Source organism: Streptomyces milbemycinicus (assembly GCF_002154605.1).
GTDB classification, from domain to species: Bacteria; Actinomycetota; Actinomycetes; order Streptomycetales; family Streptomycetaceae; genus Streptomyces; species Streptomyces milbemycinicus.
In genome coordinates, this window is sequence record NZ_MUNE01001206.1 from 1 (window position 1) to 740 (window position 740).

The 740-nt window shown below is 69.3% G+C and carries 1 protein-coding gene; it reads left to right on the forward strand.

Annotation, left to right across the window (positions count from 1 at the left end):
* On the forward strand, window positions 1–740 hold a 740-nt coding region (locus CCN51_RS52125; protein ID WP_483883491.1), incomplete at both ends, for a gluzincin family metallopeptidase.

Here is a 740-nt window from a genome sequence, read left to right on the forward strand (position 1 = left end):
CACTACACCCTCGACCTCGATCTGACCCGTGGCGATGAGATCTTCGGTTCCACCACCACCATTCGCTTCAGCGCGCGCCAGCCGGACGTGGACACCTTCGCCGAGCTCAGCCCTGCCGCCCTGCACCGCATCGTGCTCGACGGACAGGAACTCCCCCTCGCAGGCGCCGACGAGGTGATCGCCGACGGGCGGCTGCCGCTCACCGGGCTCGCCGAGGGCGAGCACGAGCTGCGCGTCGAGACGGACATGCGCTACTCCCGCACCGGCGAGGGCATGCACCGCTTCACCGACCCCGCCGACGGCGAGACATACCTCTACACCATGTGCTGTATGGCCGACGCCGACGACGTCTTCGTCGCCTTCGACCAGCCCGACCTCAAGGCCGTCTTCGAGGTGCACGTCACCGCCCCGCCCGAGTGGACCGTCCTCGGCAACGGCATCGCCACCCGCGTCGGCGAACCGCACGAGGGCCGCTGGCAGCTCGCGCCCACCCCGCCCATCAGCACCTACCTGCTCGCACTGGCCGCCGGCCCGTACCACTCGGTGCGCACCGAGCACGCCGGGCTGCCCTTCGGCCTGCACGTACGCCGCTCCCTCGCGCCGTATCTGGAGGCCGACGCCGAAGAGCTCTTCGACATCACCCGCCGCTGCTTCGACCACTACCACGAGATCTTCGACGAGCCGTACCCCTTCGACTCCTATGACCAGGCGTTCGTGCCGGAGTTCAACTCCGGCGCCAT